General features: G+C 45.7%; 16 protein-coding genes, 2 tRNA genes and 1 riboswitch. Of the genes, 11 read left to right on the plus strand and 7 right to left on the minus strand.

Features of this window, described 5'->3' with window-relative positions:
* Nucleotides 1–63: 63 nt before the first annotated feature.
* Together L4D06_RS09935 and L4D06_RS09940 are read right to left on the minus strand one after the other, a co-directional pair.
* Nucleotides 64–139: transfer RNA gene (locus L4D06_RS09935), tRNA-Asn, on the minus strand.
* A 181-nt stretch (nucleotides 140–320) separates the two neighbouring features.
* Nucleotides 321–396: transfer RNA gene (locus L4D06_RS09940), tRNA-Asn, on the minus strand.
* 744 nt (nucleotides 397–1140) lie between these two features.
* Between L4D06_RS09940 and L4D06_RS09945 the strand changes: the two genes are divergently transcribed.
* Nucleotides 1141–1908, plus strand: coding sequence for a class II aldolase/adducin family protein (locus L4D06_RS09945; RefSeq protein ID WP_274165765.1), 768 nt, complete (start codon nucleotides 1141–1143; stop codon nucleotides 1906–1908).
* 89 nt (nucleotides 1909–1997) lie between these two features.
* The gene (locus L4D06_RS09950) at nucleotides 1998–3173 is read left to right on the plus strand and encodes a mandelate racemase/muconate lactonizing enzyme family protein (protein WP_274165764.1); all 1176 of its coding nucleotides are present in this window, start codon (nucleotides 1998–2000) and stop codon (nucleotides 3171–3173) included.
* Between the two features lie 141 nt (nucleotides 3174–3314).
* On the opposite strand, the gene L4D06_RS09955 is transcribed toward L4D06_RS09950, so the two are convergent.
* Nucleotides 3315–4160: an amidohydrolase family protein gene (locus L4D06_RS09955; protein ID WP_429739312.1), complete on the minus strand. Its 846-nt coding sequence runs from the start codon at nucleotides 4158–4160 to the stop codon at nucleotides 3315–3317.
* A 3-nt stretch (nucleotides 4161–4163) separates the two neighbouring features.
* Entirely contained in the window at nucleotides 4164–4892 is a 729-nt protein-coding gene (locus tag L4D06_RS09960) for an SDR family NAD(P)-dependent oxidoreductase (RefSeq protein ID WP_429739179.1), read from the minus strand.
* A gap of 249 nt (nucleotides 4893–5141) precedes the next feature.
* Here L4D06_RS09960 and uvrB point away from each other — a divergent pair, with 249 nt between their 5' ends.
* The 3 genes from uvrB (at nucleotide 5142) to L4D06_RS09975 (ending at nucleotide 9275) form a co-directional block, all read left to right on the plus strand.
* Nucleotides 5142–7163: an excinuclease ABC subunit UvrB gene (uvrB, locus tag L4D06_RS09965; protein ID WP_274165762.1), complete on the plus strand. Its 2022-nt coding sequence runs from the start codon at nucleotides 5142–5144 to the stop codon at nucleotides 7161–7163.
* 302 nt (nucleotides 7164–7465) lie between these two features.
* On the plus strand, nucleotides 7466–8908 hold the full coding sequence (luxO, locus tag L4D06_RS09970; RefSeq protein WP_274165761.1) for a quorum-sensing sigma-54 dependent transcriptional regulator LuxO: 1443 nt from the start codon (nucleotides 7466–7468) through the stop codon (nucleotides 8906–8908).
* A gap of 13 nt (nucleotides 8909–8921) precedes the next feature.
* Nucleotides 8922–9275 carry an Hpt domain-containing protein gene (locus tag L4D06_RS09975; protein ID WP_274165760.1) on the plus strand — a complete coding sequence of 118 codons (354 nt, stop codon included), beginning with the start codon at nucleotides 8922–8924 and terminating at the stop codon, nucleotides 9273–9275.
* Here the strand turns inward: L4D06_RS09975 and yvcK are convergent.
* Both yvcK and L4D06_RS09985 read right to left on the minus strand, forming a co-directional pair.
* A complete protein-coding gene (gene yvcK, locus L4D06_RS09980) occupies nucleotides 9243–10136 on the minus strand; it encodes a uridine diphosphate-N-acetylglucosamine-binding protein YvcK (RefSeq protein WP_429739181.1) in 894 nt (297 codons plus the stop codon). The two genes, L4D06_RS09975 and yvcK, sit on opposite strands and share 33 nt — an antisense overlap.
* 163 nt (nucleotides 10137–10299) lie before the next feature.
* Nucleotides 10300–10866 carry an LON peptidase substrate-binding domain-containing protein gene (locus L4D06_RS09985; RefSeq protein ID WP_274165758.1) on the minus strand — a complete coding sequence of 189 codons (567 nt, stop codon included), beginning with the start codon at nucleotides 10864–10866 and terminating at the stop codon, nucleotides 10300–10302.
* 540 nt (nucleotides 10867–11406) lie between these two features.
* A riboswitch (molybdenum cofactor riboswitch) is annotated at nucleotides 11407–11542 on the plus strand.
* On the opposite strand from L4D06_RS09985, the gene moaA reads away from it, so the two are divergent.
* The 5 genes from moaA to moaE all read left to right on the plus strand — a co-directional run bounded on the left by moaA (nucleotide 11531) and on the right by moaE (nucleotide 14237).
* Nucleotides 11531–12517, plus strand: a complete 987-nt coding sequence (gene moaA, locus L4D06_RS09990) for a GTP 3',8-cyclase MoaA (RefSeq protein WP_274165757.1) — start codon at nucleotides 11531–11533, stop codon at nucleotides 12515–12517. (Overlaps the previous riboswitch by 12 nt.)
* Before the next feature lie 38 nt (nucleotides 12518–12555).
* A complete protein-coding gene (gene moaB / locus L4D06_RS09995; protein WP_028022801.1) occupies nucleotides 12556–13068 on the plus strand; it encodes a molybdenum cofactor biosynthesis protein B in 513 nt (170 codons plus the stop codon).
* A 3-nt stretch (nucleotides 13069–13071) separates the two neighbouring features.
* Entirely contained in the window at nucleotides 13072–13551 is a 480-nt protein-coding gene (moaC, locus tag L4D06_RS10000) for a cyclic pyranopterin monophosphate synthase MoaC (protein WP_274165756.1), read from the plus strand.
* Complete coding sequence (gene moaD / locus L4D06_RS10005; RefSeq protein ID WP_429739184.1) at nucleotides 13548–13793, plus strand: molybdopterin synthase sulfur carrier subunit; 246 nt, start codon at nucleotides 13548–13550, stop codon at nucleotides 13791–13793. Before moaC ends, moaD begins: the two co-directional genes overlap by 4 nt.
* Nucleotides 13794–13796: 3 nt before the next feature.
* Complete coding sequence (gene moaE / locus L4D06_RS10010) at nucleotides 13797–14237, plus strand: molybdopterin synthase catalytic subunit MoaE (RefSeq protein WP_429739186.1); 441 nt, start codon at nucleotides 13797–13799, stop codon at nucleotides 14235–14237.
* Between the two features lie 117 nt (nucleotides 14238–14354).
* Here moaE and L4D06_RS10015 read toward each other — a convergent pair whose 3' ends face one another.
* Nucleotides 14355–16877 carry a glycosyl hydrolase family 18 protein gene (locus L4D06_RS10015; protein ID WP_429739187.1) on the minus strand — a complete coding sequence of 841 codons (2523 nt, stop codon included), beginning with the start codon at nucleotides 16875–16877 and terminating at the stop codon, nucleotides 14355–14357.
* A gap of 823 nt (nucleotides 16878–17700) precedes the next feature.
* Here L4D06_RS10015 and L4D06_RS10020 point away from each other — a divergent pair.
* Nucleotides 17701–17859: a hypothetical protein gene (locus L4D06_RS10020; RefSeq protein ID WP_274165752.1), complete on the plus strand. Its 159-nt coding sequence runs from the start codon at nucleotides 17701–17703 to the stop codon at nucleotides 17857–17859.
* Nucleotides 17860–18200: the final 341 nt, after the last annotated feature.

Raw genomic sequence — 18200 nt, forward strand, 5'->3', positions numbered from 1 at the left:
GCGACATATCGCGAAGCGATACTCTCAAACCCATGATTCGTTMMTAGAACAAACCATGAAAAGTGGCTCCCCCTGCAAGACTTGAACTTGCGACATACGGATTAACAGTCCGCCGTTCTACCGACTGAACTAAGGGGGAACAGATTGTGTGGTTTGTTCAATATCGCGAAGCGAYATTCTCAAACCAATGACTCGTTCTACGAACCAATCATTTAAAAGTGGCACCCCTGTAAGACTTAACGGGGCCGCCTAGGCTTGCGACATATCGCGAAGCGAYAYTCTCAAACCMATGAYTCGTTCYWWGAACMAAYCATKAAAAGTGGCTCCCCCTGCAAGACTTGAACTTGCGACATACGGATTAACAGTCCGCCGTTCTACCGACTGAACTAAGGGGGAATCTCTGAAAGCGGGGCGAATCTTAGCTATCACCTCCTAGGCTGTCAACCTCTGAAACAGCAGAAATTGTCGATTTTAAATCATCTGTTTATTGTGCGATCAGAGTTGGCTGCTTTTTTGCTCTGATGGCTATATATGCACCAGTATTTCGCTTGGATCAGCGTGACATGAAAAATAAATTGCGACTGGAGAGGTAACGTCAACGAAATCTCAGATGACCACCATCTTGATAGTAAAAATGGGCATCAGACTTAGATTGATTAAAAAGTGCGCAGTGCTTTTTTGCTATTCCAATAATTGCCATGAAATTGACTGACGAATTGCTCTGTTGATGACTTAAAACTTTGTGATGCACCTCTCATTGGGCGGTTTGATGTGTGATTGGTCGATTAAGGGAGTATTTCATTAAAAATACATTGACATTACCAAGTGCTTTTAGTGATTGCATTGGCAAAGGTTACCCACAAAATCTGTGGATAAGTATGTTAATCACAGCTTTTATCCCCATTAATTGATCCTTTGTTATGGAAAAAAACAGAAAACGAAGCGACGTCGCATTGGAATTCGGCGTAATGACAGTATGTTGGGCTTTATCCCGAAGACATTTGCCTTTCTCGATCAAAATTAACTTGTACACATGGATTTGTGGTTTTGACTCGTGCAGAAAATTTTCTGCAAGGCGTTTGCGATGATACGGTAAATGAGACAAGCTAACGGTAGAAGGATTATCAAAAGGATGAGATTGTGGAAGCCTTACCCAAATTGAACTTGAAGGGGAAAGTCAGTGATATCGAGTGGCAATGCCGCATCGATTTGGCTGCATGCTATCGTTTAGTCGCTGATATGGGATGGGGCGACCTGATTTATACCCACCTCTCTCTTCGTGTCCCTGATACGGATACCTATCTGGTTAATGCATTCGGTGTCGCATTCGATGAAGTGACTGCTTCAAACCTAGTGAAAGTTGACCTTGCTGGCAATATTCTTGATGAAACCCCATTCGACATAAATCCTGCAGGGTTTACGATTCACAGTGCGATTCACGAAGTGCGCCAGGATGCACATTGTGTTATCCATTTACATACTAACGAAACCATTGCCGTCGCAACACAAAAAGAGGGGTTACAGCCGCTCAGCCAATATTCCATGTTCTCATTACCGTCTTTGTCTTATCACACCTATGAAGGGTTAGCGGTGAATGATGAGGAGCGACAGCGTCTTCAACGTGATTTGGGGAACACGAATCATATGTTGTTGGTTAACCATGGTGGCTTAACGCTAGGCCCAACAGTGGGTGATGCCTTTATGCGTTTTTATGATATGCAACGTGCTTGTGAGGTGCAGCTAATGCTGCAGTCGGCAGGCAAGGACAATGTTGTTGTACCGCAGTCGATTCAAGACAATATCTTTGCACAGGCGAACGTGGTGCATTCAGGCGCGACGGGTGGTCAAAAAGCATGGCCTTCTTTATTACGAAAAGCATGGCGTCTTGATCCCAGCTTTATGGAATAGAAAGCTTTACGGCATAGAAAGATTTATGGAATAGAAAATCACGTCATCTTAACAAGCGACGTGTGTTAACCCGATTTTGGAGTACAAGGATGAAAGTAACATCAGTTGAAGTGTTTGATATTCATTGCCCAGACCGCCCAACGTGGAATCCGGTGTTTGTGCGAATTCACACAGATGAAGGGATCAGTGGTGTTGGTGAAGCAGGTTTGGCGTACGACTTAGGCCACAGCGCTGCGGCACATATGGTGAAAGAAATGGCGGAAGCCTTTCTTATCGGGCATGACCCATTCCAAACAGAGATGCTTTGGTCTCGCATGCTGCGCGAGAGTTTTTGGGGGCTTGGTGGCGGGCCTGTTGTCTATGCGGCGATGAGTGCCATTGATACCGCGCTTTGGGATATAAAGGGTAAGGCACTGAACTTACCGGTTTATCAATTGCTTGGTGGCAAGGTAAACGACAAGTTGCGCACTTATGCGTCGCAGTTACAGTTTGATTGGGATAAAGACTTCAAAGCGCTCTCTCGTCCTGAGGAGTACGCGGAGGCTGCGTTAAAAGCGATTGCCGAAGGGTATGATGCCGTGAAAGTCGATCCGATTATGTATGACAAAGATGGCAACACTTACTACGAGCGTACGAAAATCATTTCTCGTGCAGAGATGAAACTGTACCGTGCCCGTATGCAGGCTATTCGTGAAGCGGTTGGCGATGAAGTTGACATCATTTTTGAATGCCATAGCCTTCCTGGCGCGACCACAGCCATTCAGTTAGGCGAGATTGCCGAAGAGTTCGACTGCATGTATTACGAAGAGCCAGTCAACTACTTGAACCACTCTTTACATGCAAAAGTCGCGGACAAAGTGAAAGTGCCTATCGCCGGTGGTGAGCGTTTGTACAATCGTTGGGGTGTAAGGCCGTACCTAGAAGATCAGAGTGTTGATGTTCTGCAGCCAGATATTGGTTTGTGTGGCGGCTTTACCGAAACGAAAAAAGTTTGCGATTACGCTGATATCTTTGATGTTCGTATTCAAGCACATGTTTGTGGAGGGCCTGTGGCAACAGCAGCGTCCTTGCACTTGGAAACGGCGATTCCAAACTTCTTGATCCATGAGCATCATACCTACGCCATTAAGGCTTGGAACCGAGAGCTATGTATTCAAGACCCTCAACCTGTTAATGGTTTCTTTGAAGTGTCAGAGGCGCCGGGTATTGGTATTGAGCTAAATGATGAAGTGGTGATGCGCTCGCCGCGCATTGTCATCAAATAAGCGTTTTAACACTACGTAACCCTATGCGTCATCAATGCCAATTGGTGTTGTAGGGGAAGAAATTAAACAACCCGCATGATGCGGGTTGTTTGTTTTCGATAAGCCGAAATAACGTCGGTAACAACATCGGGAAATAGCGATCTAAAATCGATAAAACCGCTGGGCGTTGGAAAAGCGAAGTTTCAGCTTTATGTCTTCAGTTATCGGCAACTGAGCATACTCATTCCAAAGGTCACGATAGCTTGAGCGAAATTGGCAAAGAGGGAAGTTGCTCGCCAACATCACTCTGTCTTCGCCAAACCAAGCCAAGAGTTCACCAATACGTTCGCTTATGATTTTCGATTCATACTGCCGCTCGACCATCTCCCAACCTGACGCTTTAATGTATACGTTAGGCTTCTTCGCGAGTCGCTGCAGATTATGCGCCCAGATATTTCTGTTTTTAGACGGTGCAAATCCGGCATGGTTAAAGGCAACGATGAGATTGGGAATATTCTCAATAACTGAAAGAAATGTTGTCATTGCCGCGGTGTTATCACAATCAAACTGTGCCTCAAATATGAGGTTAGTGTCCGCTATCACCTGTAGATTGGTCTTTACATTCTCATCGCTCAGCAAAACCTCTGCATCGTCATCAAGTATGTGCCTGACACCAACCACAGAGTTGTAGCGACAAAGTGCAGATACCTGCTTGAGAAATGCTGAGCGCGACAGAGTGAGGTCAACACAGCCAATACTTCTTAGTGGCAATGAAACGGCTTCTTCCAGCCACGCAATTTCGCGCCAAGGCTGCGCGTTATCAAATCCCGCTTCTATATGCACGATGCCTGAAAGCTGCTGTGGGTTTGATAGTGTCAGATCGGACTCAGACCAATTTTGACAAATCATCGATTTGTCAGGCCAAAATGGCGGATTGCCATCTCGTACCCAGTCATAGTGTCCGTGCTGTAAATCGAACAAATGTAGGTGAGCGTCAATAATCTCCATCACTTACTGCGCCGTATAGCCGCCATCAACGGCGTGAAGACTTCCGGTAATAAAGCTGGCTTTGTCACTTGCAAGGAACACAACGAGATTGGCGACTTCTTCAGGTTGCGCAATTCGTCCAAGTGGTTGCAGTTTGCCTTCTTCTTGATGAATGTCGTCTTTATTTGCACCTGAACGTGCGCAATAGCCGTCGATAGCTTTGTGATAGAGCGGTGTTTCAGTGGTACCAGCACATACGGCATTCGCACGGATGTTGTAGGCTGCAAAATCCAGAGCGGTTGTTTTTGCCATGGATGCAATGGCATGTTTACTGAGGTTGTAGGCAAATGAATTATGTTTAGCGATGGTGCATTGATCTGAACCGAGCAACACAATGCTGCCTTTATTAGCGGCCTTCATTGCTGGTAAACAGGCTCGAATAGCAAAGTATGCCCCTTTCACATTGATGGCTAACACACGGTCCAAATCGGCCTCGCTGGTGTTTTCAATGGTTGAACTAAAGTGGATACCCGCATTGCAAACCAGCACATCAATAGTGCCATTGTCTGCCAATATTTGGTCAACGGCAGATTGCACTGCTTGGGTGTCGGTGACATTGCATTCAACCCATTCGCCAACGGGAGCTGGTTGGAGGTCTAAGCTAAAGGTTTTATATCCTTCAGTGATTAAGCCCCGAACCACGGCCAGCCCAATTCCCGCAGAGCCACCTGTCACGATTGCGACTTTATTCATTTTATTCCTCAATATATAAACGTAAACCAATGCGCATTTGTTCGTTGGTATCTTATTTTCGTTGCGCATGACTTCGAAAACTAATGAGTGTGATGATCCGTGGCGCGACAAAAGAAGTCAACTGGCTCAAGGCATTGCTGCTAATAAAAGAAAACACGTAGGAAATTAGCATGTCAGTGCTTTGTCAGTTGACTTAGTGCTAGCAGCGGGGAAAATGATGAGTTCGAAATCACTAGTCACGGATGCGTCATGGTTAAAACCTTTAACTTACATTCGCCTTTCAAACCAGCAGGTGATCAGCCAACAGCGATCAACCAACTACTGGATGGGTTGGATTCGGGATTAGCACACCAAACATTGCTGGGTGTTACGGGGTCGGGTAAAACCTATACCATGGCCAATGTGATCGCCCAGACGGGGCGGCCGACCATGATCTTGGCACCCAACAAAACATTGGCAGCACAACTTTATGGTGAAATGCGAGAGTTTTTCCCTGAGAATGCAGTCGAATATTTTGTTTCTTATTATGATTATTACCAGCCTGAAGCGTATGTGCCCTCAACGGATACCTTTATCGAGAAAGATGCATCGATAAACGAGCACGTTGAACAAATGCGTTTGTCTGCCACCAAAGCATTAATGGAAAGACGCGATGTGGTGATCGTCGCTTCAGTGTCTGCCATTTATGGCTTGGGTGATCCCAACTCATACTTGAAAATGATGCTTCATTTACGTCGTGGTGATGTCATTGATCAGCGAAGCATTCTCCGTCGTTTGGCGGAGATCCAATATAGCCGCAATGATCAGGCATTTACTCGCGGTACATTTCGTGTGCGTGGTGAAGTGATCGATGTTTTCCCAGCTGAATCTGATCGTGATGCTATTCGCGTTGAGCTGTTTGATGGCGAAGTGGAATGCATCAGTATCTTTGACCCGCTAACCGGCGCTATTTCTGAACGAGACTTACCGCGTTGTACTATCTACCCTAAAACCCACTATGTGACGCCTCGTGAACGCATTATGGAAGCGATTGAACACATAAAAGTGGAGTTAGTTGACCGTAAGAAAGTGTTGCTCGAAAACAACAAATTAATTGAAGAACAGCGGATTTCCCAGCGAACCTTGTTTGACCTTGAAATGATGCAAGAGCTTGGTTATTGCTCGGGCATTGAAAACTACTCTCGCTATTTAAGCGGCCGAAATGATGGCGAGCCGCCTCCAACATTGTTTGATTACCTGCCGGCAGACGGTTTACTGATCATCGATGAATCTCACGTCACAGTGCCGCAGATAGGCGCGATGTATAAAGGGGATCGCTCTCGAAAAGAAAACCTTGTGGAATACGGATTCCGATTACCCTCGGCGCTTGATAATCGACCTCTAAAGTTTGATGAGTTCGAGTCGATTGCACCGCAGACTGTGTATGTGTCGGCAACACCTAGTGCGTATGAGATTGAAAAGTCAGACGGTGAAATCGCGGAGCAAGTCGTGCGACCGACGGGACTACTTGATCCGGTTATTGAAGTGCGACCTGTTTCGACGCAAGTTGACGATCTTCTCTCAGAAATCCGTATCCGAGAGTCGAAAAATGAACGCGTGTTAGTAACGACGCTGACCAAACGCATGGCGGAAGATCTCACTGAGTACCTTGAAGAACATGGTGTACGCGTGCGGTACTTGCACTCTGATATCGACACTGTTGAACGTATCGAGATTATTCGCGATCTTCGACTGGGTGAATTTGATGTGCTGGTGGGTATTAACTTACTTCGAGAAGGCTTAGATATGCCAGAAGTCTCTTTGGTGGCGATTTTGGATGCTGACAAAGAAGGGTTCTTGCGTTCGGAGCGGTCTCTTATTCAGACCATTGGTCGAGCAGCGCGTAACTTGAGCGGTAAAGCTATTCTCTATGGCGATAGTATTACCAAATCTATGCGAAGAGCGATTGATGAAACCGAGCGTCGTCGAGAGAAGCAAGAGGCTTATAATACTGAGCACGGTATTGTGCCGCAAAAGCTAAACAAAAAAGTTTCCGATATTATGGAGATGGGCGGTAAGCGAAAATCTAAGCCTAGAGTGGCGCCTTCTTTGAAAGCAGTCGCAGAGGAAGATGCACTGTATGAAAGCAAATCGCCTCAGCAGATTGAAGCCCGAATACAGAAGTTGGAAGCGCAGATGTATGAGGCAGCTCAAAACTTGGAATTTGAAACTGCGGCAGGTCTACGAGACGAAATATCTTCACTTCGTACTCTGTTTATCCAAAATAGCTAAAAAAAAAGCCAACCGTAAAGAGTCGGTTGGCTATCTTGTTTCAGTGAACGAAGTGCTCACAAACAACGTCAGTTGGCTAGGTGACCCAGAAGGGTCAAGTTAACTAAAGCATTTAACATGCCAACTTTGCTGAACACTTATAAAGGTATACTCACCGGACTCCATACTGCGTAATTGCAATTTCTTTTGCAAATTGCAATGCAAAACGCGTGCAAATTTGCCTAGTTACTGAAATTCAGCGTTATACTTGAAACATGATTTTCGAGATTAATAACAATTTATAGAATTATAGCGGGGGTTCAATGCTAGGTTCTGGCGCTAAGAAGCGCGTGCTGATGGTGGAAGATACCGCATCAGTTGCAGCGTTATACAAATCGTATCTCAATCCACTAGACGTCGATGTCGAGATAGCAAGTACAGGTCAACAGGCTTTAGATCATTTTTCTTCTGGGCACACATTTTCGTTGATCTTACTGGATCTGCGTTTGCCCGATATTTCTGGTTTTGAAGTATTGGCTGAAATTCGAAAACACCAACCGGAAATTCCTGTTGTCATCATGACCGCACATGGCTCTATAGATGCCGCCGTAGAGGCGTTACGTTATGGCGCCAGTGATTTTTTGATAAAGCCGTGTGAAGCCGAGTTGCTGCGCGCGACGGTGAACAATGCACTAAAGCCAAAAAGCAAAACCGCGGGTTCTGCGCAAGAGGGCTCGTACTACGGATTTATTGGACAAAGTTTGTCCATGCAAGCGGTTTACCGAGTTATTGAATCTGCTGCGCCTAGCAAGGCAACGGTGTTTATTACTGGTGAAAGCGGCACAGGGAAAGAAGTGTGTGCAGAGGCTATTCATGCAGCAAGTGCTCGCGCCCAAAAGCCGTTCGTTGCGATTAACTGTGCTGCGATTCCCAAGGATTTGATCGAGAGTGAGTTGTTTGGTCATATGAAAGGGGCGTTTACCGGAGCAGCATCTGAACGAGAAGGTGCGGCTGAACTGGCGGACGGCGGTACTTTGTTTCTTGATGAAATATGCGAAATGGATTTAGATCTTCAATCTAAACTGTTGCGATTTATTCAAACGGGTTCATTTCAAAAGGTGGGTTCGTCCAAGGTTAAACATGTCGATGTGCGTTTTATTTGCGCCACGAACAGAGATCCATGGGTTGAGGTATCAAAAGGTAATTTTAGAGAGGATCTCTACTACCGTTTGCATGTCATTCCGTTAGGACTGCCGCCACTTAGAGATCGCGGCGAAGACGTCGTTGAAATTGCTCAGTCGTTGTTATTGATGTTTGCCATGGAAGAAGGGAAAGAGTTTCGCTCCTTTAGTGAAGGGGTGACTCAAAGGCTTTTGAACTACGAATGGCCAGGTAATGTGAGGCAATTACAGAACGTTATTCGTAACACAGTCGTGCTGCATAGTGGACAAGAAGTAACAGAAAATATGTTACCTCCGCCATTGTCTCTCGTTTCTGGTGTCAAAATTGCATCACAGCCTCCTATAAGAAATGCTCAAGTAGCAATAGAGCGAGTAAATGATGGTGGATTCTCGGCGGCGACGGAAATGTTGAAGCAAGGAATCACAAGCAAAGCGGACATTGAACCTTTGTGGTTGGTTGAGAAGCGAGCGATACAAATTGCGATAGATGCCTGTGATGGCAATATCCCGCAAGCCGCTGGCCTCTTAGAAGTTAGTCCATCCACTATTTATCGTAAGCTGCAGAGTTGGCAAGAATCTCAATAGAAGGAAAATGTTTATGGCGTCCATAGTGAACCATGAAACGTTGCGGCGGCTGGCAGTAGAAGTAGGGGAAGAAACCGTTTCTTCTCTTTTGGTAGTTTTTAGCGACGAGCTAAGCCGTTATTCAAATGAATTGTCTGAAACACCGAGTGCAATGCAGGTGCGTGAGATTAGTCATGCAATAAAGAGCAGCGCAGCAAGCTTTGGTGCAGACGAGCTAGCAGAATTGGCTCGCGAGTGTGAGTCACGAGTCAAGCTAGGTCAGGAGTCGTGGGTTCATGAGCAACTGCCTCGCCTGACATCGATGATTGAAGGAACAGCGTCTCAGTACAAGGCATTAGCTAGCAGACAAGATCTTTTTGATAGATAACGTTAACTTATCTCTATCATGTCTCCACTGGTGGTTGGCGGAAGCAAGGTCCTCAACCACCTGTTGATAACTATCCTCAAGTTCCTCGTCCAAGTCTGGACCCAAAACAATATCAATCGCTCTGCCTCCCATGGAGCGCTCACACCAAGAAAGCATCGTTTTTAGCGACATGGAGCCTGCAGGGCCTGTTTCTTTGCCGAGGTTTCGGACAAACATGATGTTGGCCTGTGTTTGCTTGAGGGCACGACTGATTTCGGGCAGTAAGATAGGTGGCATTATACTCGTTAAGAAACTTCCAGGGCCAAGTATCACAAGGTCTGCATCGTTGATGGCGAGTACTGCTTCTTTGGTCGCTGGTACGACAGGATCAAGCATGAGTCTTGCTGGTGGCTCGGGTAAATCATCGACGTCTGTTTCGCCAGAGATGACGATACCGGCTCTGGTTTGTGCAGCAAGGTCGGCAGGGTGTTCTGACATGGGAACAATGTTAGTGGTCACTTTCAGCATGTCACGGATGAGATTGATTGCTTCTAATGGTCGAATTGACAAATTATCAAGCGCTGTCAGCATCAGATTTCCTAGGTTATGACCGTCTAATTCACCATTTCCCTTGAATCGATACTCGAAAATCATTGAACCGATGGAAGGTTCTGTAATCAATTGGTTGATGCAATTACGGGTATCTCCCCAGGCGATACCCCCCTGACAGGCTCGAATTCTGCCGGTTGAACCGCCATTGTCTGTGGTAGTGACAATACCGGTAACATTTTCTCCGTATTCACTCAGTGCTGAAAGCATACGTCCGAGACCATGCCCACCACCGATAGCAACGATTGTTTGATTATTTTTTTTAGTCGTCATCGCAATTACTTTTGTTGTTGTATACAGCAATAATAAGGCATAGATCGTAAAAACTGTCACAATCTTCTGCTTTTCATTGATTGTTTTGATTTTTAGATCACGAGAAGCGAAAAAAAGACCAGATTTTATCTGATCTTTCTTTGGAAGGAGCAGCAGGGAGCGACTAGTGAGGATCCTTCATCAAACTCAGCAGATATTCAGCGGTATCACTGCAGGAGTTGGCGGCCATTAGCACTTGTTTCTCACTGGCAGGTATGGGTAGGAGTTCTAACCACCGTTGGCACAACCAGCTTAAGTTGTCGAAATTTGGCGCTTTGTGAAGAGAGCTGAGTTCAGGGTATCGGTCGAACATGATTTGCAACCGCTCTGCCAATGGCGCGGCATCGTTACTTACTGCACGTTCTGGCCACTTTGGTAAAGGTTGGCATTGTGCGTCTAGAATTCCAGCTTCATTTTCTTTGATGCTATCAATGACAAAACTCTCATGACCACATACGGTAATAGTCAGAGCGCCATCGTCACTGGCCATGTTGAAGTCTTCAATCGTCACTCGGGTTCCGATACCTGCGCCAATAGGGCTGGTTTCATCCATACATACGCCAAGATCCAAACCGTGCTGCATGGCATATTTCACGGTATTGAGTTGTTCTCCTTGCACCACGCGAAGTGGAAGACGGCCAGAAGGTAATATATGACGATTATTAAACAATATTGGTAGTGTGATTGCCATCGCGAGCTCCCAGTCATATGCTTGCAGCGATTGTTATTTTGGCCATTTGCCTATGTATGCTGCGCATTATTGTCATTGGTTTATACCCCGAGTGATGTGTTACGGACTCGGGAAGTACCGGAACTACTTAGATACCTGTGTCTTTCAATCCATACTGCAAGTTCAATGCCTACTAAACGACGCCCAGTTTCTGCGTCTTGTCTGGTGGTCATTGCAAATTGCATTTCAAAACTGCAAATTTTGAATACCAAAATGCTAACGATTGGCTGGCACAATACTCTTAAAGTGTAAGCCCTGTTCGTCATAATGAAGGAAAAAATGATTCTTCCTCTCATTTAGGCATAGAAACAGCCAGTGTATAGATTGAAACCAAATTGTGCTTTAAGGTTGTGTGTTAGGTCTGTTTGTGTTTTGAGACGGTAAGCAATTAGTTGTGAAAGTGCCGCCTCTCCATAAAAGTGACCGTCATTTATTGTTAATAGATGACATAGTTTGCTAAATTAACCCCACTGGTTTGAGGTTTTGTGTAAAACAAGTCTCTTACTTCAATGACTCCGAAGCCTAGTTCGCTAAGTTCACCCGAATATGGGGGCTAGGCCGTGACATTATGTCACCAGGGCGGCCATAGAAATGTGTCCGTCTCCCGTATTTGGAAAGGTGTTTTGTGGCTGTTCAATTTCAAGATTCTTTCGATCGCAAGTTTTACTACTTGCGGTTGTCGATTACAGACGTGTGTAACTTTCGGTGCACCTATTGCTTGCCGGATGGTTATAAACCTGCCCAGAAGAATTCAAGCTTTCTTTCCCTCGATGAGTTGCGTCGAGTGGTTGCGGCGTTTGCTGATTGCGGAACATCTAAAGTCCGTATCACCGGTGGTGAACCCAGCTTAAGAAAAGACTTCACTGATATTATTTCGATGATCTCGGCCCAAGAAGGCATCGAGAAAGTCGCGATGACCACAAACGGTTATCGTTTGGCTCAAAAAGCGCAGGAATGGCGAGATGCGGGTCTAACTAATATCAATGTCAGTATCGATAGCCTTGACCCTCGAATGTTCCATCAGATCACGGGCGAGAACAAGTTTCATCAAGTGATGAAAGGGCTCGATGCTGCGTTTGATGCGGGATTTTCACAAGTGAAAGTCAATGCGGTGCTGCTTAAAGATCTAAACAGTGGCGAGCTACCCGCGTTTTTACGTTGGATCAAAGACCGACCTATCCAATTGCGTTTTATCGAGTTGATGCAAACGGGCGAGATGGACTCTCTTTTTGATAAGCACCATCAATCTGGCGTCTCAATCCGTAATCATCTCATCGCTAATGGTTGGGGTATGAAAGTGCGAGAGGCGAGTGATGGCCCTGCTGAAGTCTATTGTCACCCTGACTATCTCGGTGAAATTGGCCTCATCATGCCGTACAAAAAAGATTTCTGTCATTCTTGCAATCGCTTACGTGTTTCTGCTCTGGGTAAACTCCACATGTGCCTGTTTGGCGATTACGGTGTTGAACTACGTGATTTGTTGCAAGAAGACTCGCAAGAGACTGCGTTGATTTCACGTATTCAAGGCCAGCTTTCAAACAAAAAAGAAAGCCACTTTCTAGATCAGGGGCATACCGGCATGACGCCGCACCTGGCATCCATCGGCGGTTAATACCGTTCATTGACATTATTCGTTGAGGTTTAGATTTTATGGGTCACGCTGTTACTGAGTTTTCGCCAGCAAAAATTGCCGTACTGACGGTTTCAGATACACGTACAGAAGAAAATGATACGTCTGGTCAGTTTCTGGTTGATGCGCTGAAAGAAGCCGGCCATACATTGGCAGACAAAAAAATCGTTATCGATGACATTTATCAAATTCGTTCTATTGTTTCGCAGTGGATTGCTGATCAAAACGTTCAGGCCATCATGATCACTGGCGGTACGGGTTTTACGTCACGTGATAGCACCCCAGAAGCGATTAAACCGCTTTTCGACAAAGAAGTTGAAGGCTTTGGTGAGTTGTTCCGCGCGATTTCTTTCCAAGAAATCGGCACATCGACTATCCAGTCTCGCGCAATTGCGGGTTTTGCTAACCATACCGTGATTTTTGGTATGCCAGGTTCGACAGGCGCTTGCCGCACTGGTTGGAATGGCATTATCAAGCAGCAACTTGATGCGAGTCACCGCCCGTGTAACTTTATGCCACATCTTGGTCAATAATCCATGAGTCAGTTCACGCACATTAATGCTTCTGGCGAAGCCAACATGGTCGATGTTTCTGCCAAAGCTGAGACAGTCAGAGAAGCGCGCGCTGAAGCTTATATTGATATGGCGCCAGAAACGCTTGAGTTGATCGTATCAGGCCAACACCACAAAGGTGACGTGTTTGCGACGGCGCGTATCGCGGGAATTCAAGCGGCGAAACGTACTTGGGATTTGATTCCGTTGTGCCATCCTCTGATGCTAACCAAAGTGGAAGTATCACTCGAAGCGCTGCCTGAAACCTCACAAGTTCGTATTGAATCATTATGTAAACTCACCGGTAAAACCGGCGTAGAGATGGAAGCGCTAACCGCAGCCTCTGTTGCAGCGCTGACGATTTACGATATGTGTAAAGCTGTGCAAAAAGACATGGTGATTGGGCAGGTGCGTTTACTGGAAAAAACAGGCGGAAAGTCTGGTCACTTTAAGGTGGAACAATGATCCAAGTGTTTTTCTTTGCTCAAGTGAAAGAGCTTGTGGGAACCAGTTCCGTGACGCTTGACGCTGAGTTCTCTTCTGCAGAAGAGATTCGCCAGCACCTTGCGGCGAAAGGTGACAAATGGTCATTAGCGCTTGAATCTGGAAAATTGCTGGTGGCAGTCAACCAAACGATCACCGATCTTTCATCACCGGTCAAAGATGGTGATGAGGTGGCTTTTTTCCCACCCGTCACTGGGGGGTAACCCATGATTTCAGTGCAGCACGAAGATTTTTCGATTGCCGATGAATATCAGCGATTGAATGACAGTGATAGCGACGGTGCGATTGTCACGTTTGTGGGCAAAGTTCGAGATATGAACTTGGGTGATAATGTCACTGGGTTGACACTTGAACATTATCCCGGCATGACCGAAAAATCGCTTAACAGCATTGTTGATCAAGCTAAGGCTCGTTGGCCTTTGACGTATGTGCGGGTTATTCATCGTGTGGGTGCGCTGAGCATCGGTGATCAGATTGTGTTTGTCGGCGTATCTAGTGCTCACCGTAACGCTGCGTTTGAAGCATGTGAGTTCATCATGGACTATTTAAAAACACAGGCTCCTTTTTGGAAGAAAGAGCGCTTGAATGATAATGAACGTTGGGTGGAAGCGCGCGATAGCGATGATGCTGCCGCAAAACGCTGGTAAGTTATCAAGCTTCAAAACGACTGAATAAATAAAAAGGGATGCCGAGGCATCCCTTTTTGGTTCTATTCGCTGTATCGCGATGGCCTCTCAGTCAACGGCTAGTGAGAGACTTAAGAATTATCCGCAGTTTGCTGCGCCTAACTCTTTCCAAACACCCCATTGACCAGTAGTGCCTGGTACTTCATTGGTTGTCCACCACTTGGCTGAGTACTCTTTACCACCTTGAGTCACTACATCACCAGAGTTGTAAACCACGCCTTCTTTCCATGCGTTTGCACAGATTGGGTCAGTCACGTCTTTTTGCACTGCAACTGTTGCTGATGCGCTATCTGCAAGCTTGCCATCAGACACAGTCACAGAGAACGTAAGGTTAGTGGTTGATGTGTAGCTGTCTGCAACAAATGATAGTGACGCACCGTTTACGGTTGCTTGAACTCCTGCTGGGATATCCCATGTGTAAGTCAGCGTGTCGTTATCTTTATCGCTTGAACCACTTGCGTCAACCAGCACCATGTCGCCTGCTTTTGCAGTGGCTGGCGCATTGATAGCGGCCACTGGCGCAGTGTTGGTTGGCTCGGTTCCACCTTGCTTCTTCGCGATCACTGTCACGGTATCAACAGAGGTAGCACCTTTGTCGTCAGTGACGGTTAGAGAGAACACATACTGAGTGTCAACGGTTACTGCTGGAATATCAGCAGAAGCGGATACCGCATTCGCATTAGTCAGTACAACCGATGGACCGCCAGTTTGCTTCCAGCTGTAAGCGACAACTTGACCATCAGTATCGTTTGATGCTGAACCGTCTAGTGACACTATGCTCGCTGCTTCAACCGTTACATCTGCACCCGCATTGGCAATAGGCGCTTTATTGCGTGGTGGCTGTGTACCGTCTTTAGCCAGTGACTCTTGCATTGCATTAAGGATGTCACCGTTGTCTGCATCAATCTCCCAAGCAAATAGGCCTGCGAAGTTGTTTTGACGAACATATGCCCCTTTCGCCATGACAGAGCGTTTGTTGTCGTAAGTGACCAGGTCACCGTTTGATGGGTCCCAAGCCCAAGGAGCTTCAGCTTGTTCGTCATAGCCTAGGACGACGCCCGCTTTATTCTCGTAGTCAGAAACGACATCTTTATAGTCGATGACGCCTGCTTCCCAAGAACCCGCAATTTTGCCGTTACCTACGCCCGTCATTGGGTTCGTTGGGTCAGACATGCTTGCTTCGGTAACACCTGTCCAGCCACGACCGTACATTGCTGCACCAACAACCAGTTTTTGAGGTGGAACGCCCTTCTCTAGAAGAAGGTTGACGCCGTTAACAGTGGTGTAAGCAGGTCCTTTACGTGGTTTCCCTTCAGCGTCTAAGCCTTTGCCAGCACACTCGTCAGCAGACATGTGGCTGCCGCAATCCAACGCTGCTTGATGGCCGACAACGTTGTTCCAACCGCCATAGTAGTCGTACGTCATCGCAAAGATGTAATCCATGTATGGCACAGCGTCTACATAGTTAACGTCTTCGATTTTGTCGTAGCCAACGCCAACGGCTGAGGTCAACTCGTAGGTGCGGCCTGTGTCAGCAGACAATTCATCTAGCATAGCGCGGAGTTCTTGCATCAATACGGCATAAGTATCACCGTCTTTTGCAGAGTCACCAAGATTAGGGTTAGCGCCTGAACCACCTGGGTATTCCCAGTCAATGTCTACACCATCGTAGAATTTCCACGTTTGTAGGAAACGCTTAACGGAAGCGACAAATTTGTCACGTTTAGTCTTATCACCAAACTCGTAGAACGGGTCAGAAAGCGTCCAGCCACCAATAGATGGAAGGATTTTCAGATCAGGATAACGCTGCTTGAGCGCCATGATCTGGCCATAAGTCCCTTTATAAGACGATGAGAAAGATTGCCCAGACTGCGGGTGAGGCATTTGAACTGCAGCCCATGGGTCGTGAATAACAACTTCATAATCTGGTAAGCCTGCACACGCGCGGTTTAGCGCCGCTAGGGGGCCGTCTTCCAAAGAAGGGTTGTTGCCACAAATAGGGACGAAGCCATAGATAATGTGTGTTAGGTTCTGAGCTGGAATTTTATCAACGGCAAATTTTCGGCCATAAACGCCCCATTCAACAAAATAAGCACCAACAACGGTGTCTACTGGGGTTGTGTAGTTGCCATTGTTAGGGTCAACATTCATTGGCAACGGATCAAGGTGGCTACCGTCTGTGTCTGCCACAACGATTTGCTTTGGCGCGCTTGGTGTACAAGTTTGCGCAGCACCTGTGCCACTACAAAGCTCAACAACCATGTCGTATTGACCGCCTTTAGCTACTTGCAGAATAGCTGATTCTTTCTGGCTTGCTGATGGCGTTACGTTTGCTTCATGAACAACGTTGCCATTTAGAAGAACGCGCCATGATTCAGCTGGGTCACCAGACCAACGGTCCCAAGAGACGGGCACTTCAGCAAAAGGTTTGACAGTGACTAGGTCTTTATATGCAGTGGCAGCGTCATTGACTTCAATGATGGCGAAATTGGTTTCGCCCCAACCAATGATCGGTGCGCCGGGTGCAGCTAAGGCAGGGGAGGATATCGCTCCTGCCACAGAGGCAGCAAGCAGCCCCTTGAGAAAAGCCGTTTTGTTCATCTTAATATACCTCGAAAATTTATTGCGAGAATTAACTATTCAGCGCATGAATGTGGGCTAATCTTCGTTAACCCTGATTAGATAGTTGTTGTTAAAGCTAAGTAAGGCAAAATTAAGAAGAAATGTTTTAGAGGGATGAAAGAAATTTGAGCAACATCTCCGTTACATTGCGGTTATTTTTTCTACAGCAAGTCACAGAAATGAATGCTTTTTATTTATATTGAATTAAGTGATATGTCGATCATTAGGATTGATCGAGAAAAATGAGGCAAAAAAATAGCTTCTCAAGAGAGAAGCTATTTATTCAAGCGATAAACTGCGTTTCAACGGTTGCCTTTTGCTTTTTCATCGTTTGCTGGTTTTTGTTTCCCAACAGGAATAAAGCCATGTCGAACACGAGAGCACAGAGGTCTAGATTGTGAGCCAGCGGGTCTCATTTTTTGATCGTCTCTTTTCTATTGTTTGTTAAAAGTCATTATGTTTGTTGCTGCTGCACCTCAATGCCGAAAAACAACGAATCGTTACATCGGTACAGAGACATAGTGCGCAATAATTAAGACTTTAACAATTGAATATGAGTCACAGCGGGAACTTTTTTGAATAAATTCTAAACAGGATTTTTTTTATTCCAATTGGTTATTAAAACGACAAAGTGATTTTAATTGCTTGTTTTGTTGAGGAAAGAGCAATTGGAGGTGCCGAAGTTCTCATTGTGTCAAAACTGCGTCTGGTATGCAGTTATGCTTTGCTACACTTTTAATGTTAGAAAAATGCACACGCAGTATTTGTGCCTGAGCGGTAACCATCAATCAGGAGGATTACAATGGGACATAAGCGTATTAGTAACAAAAAGATCCAGCAAATGTTACACGACATCATGCCAGAAGACGCACAAAAGACGAAAGATGATTCCCTCGTTGAAGGAAAGACAGCGAAGGGTAACGATGAAACTCCTCTTAAGCTTGATAACGAGCAGAAGTAGCGATTTTTCACAGAGACTTTTAAGTAAACAATACACATAAATCGTCTAAATGGAGCCAGTAGCTAACCCTGCTGGCTTTTTTATTATCTGAAAGTCAGTCCTGTCTAATTGATCAATTTATCATACGACGAACACCGAACCATTTGAAAATATGGATAAAAAATATAATCAATGTAGGCACATCATTGCCTGAGATCAAGGTAGAAACAATGAAGAACCCACTATAATTGAGTGGTTATTTATGCAAATTTTGTGAAAAATGATTCAGGTTTTAATCTTTTATTTGTTACTAAATGTGGATATATATCGGGATATTTACCGATAACATCGAATTATTCTGC

Source organism: Enterovibrio makurazakiensis (assembly GCF_050336585.1).
Taxonomy (GTDB): Bacteria; Pseudomonadota; Gammaproteobacteria; order Enterobacterales; family Vibrionaceae; genus Enterovibrio; species Enterovibrio gelatinilyticus.

Bases quoted from the DNA above. Each gene is read 5' to 3' on its own strand.
- L4D06_RS10015 (WP_429739187.1), bottom strand. From the start codon at position 16,877: ATGAACAAAACGGCTTTTCTCAAGGGGCTGCTTGCTGCCTCTGTGGCA.
- L4D06_RS09975 (WP_274165760.1), top strand. From the start codon at position 8,922: ATGGCGTCCATAGTGAACCATGAAACGTTGCGGCGGCTGGCAGTAGAA.
- moaB (WP_028022801.1), top strand. From the start codon at position 12,556: ATGGGTCACGCTGTTACTGAGTTTTCGCCAGCAAAAATTGCCGTACTG.
- L4D06_RS09955 (WP_429739312.1), bottom strand. From the start codon at position 4,160: ATGGAGATTATTGACGCTCACCTACATTTGTTCGATTTACAGCACGGA.
- moaD (WP_429739184.1), top strand. From the start codon at position 13,548: ATGATCCAAGTGTTTTTCTTTGCTCAAGTGAAAGAGCTTGTGGGAACC.
- yvcK (WP_429739181.1), bottom strand. From the start codon at position 10,136: ATGACGACTAAAAAAAATAATCAAACAATCGTTGCTATCGGTGGTGGG.
- moaC (WP_274165756.1), top strand. From the start codon at position 13,072: ATGAGTCAGTTCACGCACATTAATGCTTCTGGCGAAGCCAACATGGTC.
- L4D06_RS09950 (WP_274165764.1), top strand. From the start codon at position 1,998: ATGAAAGTAACATCAGTTGAAGTGTTTGATATTCATTGCCCAGACCGC.
- L4D06_RS10020 (WP_274165752.1), top strand. From the start codon at position 17,701: ATGGGACATAAGCGTATTAGTAACAAAAAGATCCAGCAAATGTTACAC.
- luxO (WP_274165761.1), top strand. From the start codon at position 7,466: ATGCTAGGTTCTGGCGCTAAGAAGCGCGTGCTGATGGTGGAAGATACC.
- L4D06_RS09960 (WP_429739179.1), bottom strand. From the start codon at position 4,892: ATGAATAAAGTCGCAATCGTGACAGGTGGCTCTGCGGGAATTGGGCTG.
- moaE (WP_429739186.1), top strand. From the start codon at position 13,797: ATGATTTCAGTGCAGCACGAAGATTTTTCGATTGCCGATGAATATCAG.
- L4D06_RS09985 (WP_274165758.1), bottom strand. From the start codon at position 10,866: ATGGCAATCACACTACCAATATTGTTTAATAATCGTCATATATTACCT.
- uvrB (WP_274165762.1), top strand. From the start codon at position 5,142: ATGGTTAAAACCTTTAACTTACATTCGCCTTTCAAACCAGCAGGTGAT.